3 protein-coding genes are annotated in these 2,769 nt (G+C 65.6%); all 3 read left to right on the top strand.

What is annotated here, in order from left to right; all coding sequences use genetic code 11:
• The first annotated feature begins 348 nt into the window (after positions 1-348).
• The 3 genes from AB4Y84_RS18565 to AB4Y84_RS18555 all read left to right on the top strand — a co-directional run bounded on the left by AB4Y84_RS18565 (position 349) and on the right by AB4Y84_RS18555 (position 2,708).
• On the top strand, positions 349-1,212 hold the full coding sequence (locus AB4Y84_RS18565) for a pirin family protein (protein WP_099818932.1): 864 nt from the start codon (positions 349-351) through the stop codon (positions 1,210-1,212).
• Between the two features lie 121 nt (positions 1,213-1,333).
• Positions 1,334-2,053, top strand: a complete 720-nt coding sequence (gene aqpZ / locus AB4Y84_RS18560; RefSeq protein ID WP_089236428.1) for an aquaporin Z — start codon at positions 1,334-1,336, stop codon at positions 2,051-2,053.
• Between the two features lie 196 nt (positions 2,054-2,249).
• Positions 2,250-2,708: a hypothetical protein gene (locus AB4Y84_RS18555; RefSeq protein ID WP_089236429.1), complete on the top strand. Its 459-nt coding sequence runs from the start codon at positions 2,250-2,252 to the stop codon at positions 2,706-2,708.
• The last annotated feature ends 61 nt before the right edge of the window (positions 2,709-2,769 follow it).

The raw sequence follows: 2,769 nt of genomic DNA, 5'->3' as shown, positions 1-2,769 counted from the left end.
GCGTGGATGCGAGCGAAGCGACCGGCGTTTGATTTTGATTTTGATTTTCTTTTTTCTTYTCCGTGGCTGRMCGCMCACGGAAACTGTCAGAGGCCGGGCRGGKTGGGTKCGCGGGGGTGTCCGCGGCATGGATGCCGCGGCCAAGCCYCCAGGGACGGATTCACGGCGTCCCCCGCGAACCCACCCCGCCCGGCCAAGCGCAGCTTTTCGCTTTACGCGACCAACCAACCAACAGCCACGAGGGGCTGCGCTGTTGGCTGGAACAACCTGTTACCCGGACGGGGAATGTCACCGCAACCACCGCATGCGATGCTGACCGCCTTGATCCCTGCCAGCGAGAACGCCCGCATGACCACCATCATCGCCCCGCGCGTACACGACATCGGCGGCCTGGAAGTGCGCCGCGCCGTGCCCACCCTGCAGGCCCGCAGCATCGGTTCGTTCGTGTTCGTCGACCAGATGGGCCCGGCACTCATGCACCCCGGTACGGCCATTGACGTGCGCCCGCACCCGCATATCGGCCTGGCCACCGTCACCTATCTGTGGTCGGGCGCCATCGGCCACCGCGATACGCTGGGCTCGGACCAGGTGATCCGTCCCGGTGACGTCAACTGGATGACCGCCGGCCGTGGCATCGCCCATTCCGAGCGCACGCCGCAACCGGACCGCGACCATGACAACCCGATCCACGGCATGCAGACCTGGGTCGCGCTGCCGAAGTCGCATGAGGAAATCGAACCGGCGTTCTACCACCATGCGGCGGCCACCCTGCCCGAGCAGCGCCGCAACGGTGCCTGGCTGCGGGTGATCGCCGGACGCGCCTATGGCGAGGAGTCGCCGGTCAAAGTGTTCGCCGACACCCTCAACGTGGCGATCGACCTCGACCCGGATGCAGAGATCGACATCGATGATGGTCACCGCGAGCGTGCGCTGTACATCCTCGAGGGCGAAGCGCAGTTGGATGGTGTGGACATTCCCGCCCAGCATCTGGTGATCCCCGAAGCCGGTGCGCGCGGCCGCCTGCGTGCGAAGACCCCGGTGAAGGCGATGCTGTTCGGCGGCGAGCCGCTGGATGGTCCGCGCCACTTGTGGTGGAACTTCGTTTCCAGTTCGAAGGAACGCATCGAGCAGGCCAAGCACGACTGGGAAGCCGGGCGTTTCGGCACCATTCCCGGCGACGACAAGGAATTCATTCCCCTACCCGAGCATTGAGCATCGCGTGTTGCACACATCCGAGGGTGTATCCCTGCACCCGGCGTTGACGCTACAGTCACCCGCTGATCACTGAAATGTGACATAAATCACACTTTCGACCGTCAAAGGAGTGCAACACATGAGCATGGGTAAACGCTTGTCCGCCGAGTTCCTCGGCACGTTCTGGCTGGTTCTGGGTGGCTGTGGCAGTGCTGTGCTCGCCGCCAAGTTCGGTGGCGACGGCAATCCGCTGGGTATCGGTTTCCTCGGCGTGGCGCTGGCCTTCGGCCTGACGGTGGTAACCGGCGCCTACGCGTTCGGCCATATCTCCGGTGCGCACTTCAATCCAGCCGTCAGCGTGGGCCTGTGGGCCGGCGGCCGCTTCCCGACCAAGGATCTGCTGCCCTACATCATCGCCCAGGTGGCCGGCGGCCTGCTGGCGGGTTTCATCCTGCTGCAGATCGCCTCCGGTGCCAGCGGCTTCGCCATTGATGGCAGCCAGGCGGGTGCATTCGCCAGCAACGGCTATGGCGCGCTGTCGCCCGGTGGCTACAGTGTGGCGGCCGCGTTCCTGTGCGAAGTGGTGCTCACGGCGGTGTTCCTGATCGTGATCATGGGTGCGACCCATGGCAAGGCGCCGGCAGGTTTCGCGCCGCTGGCCATCGGCCTGGCCCTGACCCTGATCCACCTGATCAGCATTCCGGTGACCAATACGTCGGTGAACCCGGCCCGCTCCACGGCGGTGGCCTTCTTCGCCGGCAGCGGCGCCACCGGCCAGCTGTGGCTGTTCTGGGTTGCCCCGCTGCTAGGCGGTGCGATCGGCGGCATCATCTACAAGTGGATCGGCAACGACCGCTGAGCCGTGACCGTGCCATTGCGGCCGACCTTCGGCCGCAATGGTTACGGATGTAACCGCGATTTGTGCGATCGCTCACGTTCCGTTAAGGTCTGGTCATCCGCCCGTGCTTGTGCCGGGCTGGACGGCATCCGGGGATGGGATGCCTCGACCGCCGGTGACACCGGCGGTGCCAACGACACGCCACCTTGGGGGATGCATGAAGTTCGCGCCTGTTGTTTTGTCGAGCCTGCTGTTCGTTGCGGCGTCTGCCTGCGCGCAGGCCCCGGTCGAATGTCCTTCGTTGCCCGCCAGCAGCGGCCTGCAATGGCAGCAGCAGGCACAGTCCGGTTTCCTGGTCTGCCGTGCGGCCACGGGCGACGGTCGCGAAGTGCTGAGCCTGATGCTCAGCCAACGCGATCCGGGCATTCCGCTGACCCGCTCGCTGCGCCAGGAAAAGGGCAGCTTTGCCGGTGAATCGATGTACTGGTACCAGCCGGATCTGGGTGGCCAGCAGCCGCCCGGCTATGCCGAGCGCCGCATCAGCGTGGTCAAGCTGGACAAGGGTCGCTACGCGCAGATTGCGCTGTATCCCGACAGCTCCCAGGAACTGGGCACACTGCAGCAGCTTGCGCAGGGCATGAACCTGACGCCCTCTGCCGTGGCCGACGGCCGCTGAGAGGCTGCGGGGATGACTGCCTTGCAGCGTCCCCGACGTTCTGCCCCACCCTACGGTAGTG

Source organism: Stenotrophomonas sp. 2YAF22, from assembly GCF_052114665.1.
In the GTDB taxonomy this organism is placed as follows: Bacteria; Pseudomonadota; Gammaproteobacteria; order Xanthomonadales; family Xanthomonadaceae; genus Stenotrophomonas; species Stenotrophomonas indicatrix.
The sequence above is the reverse complement of the archived record's forward strand: the minus strand, read 5'-3'. Positions and strand labels throughout refer to the sequence as shown.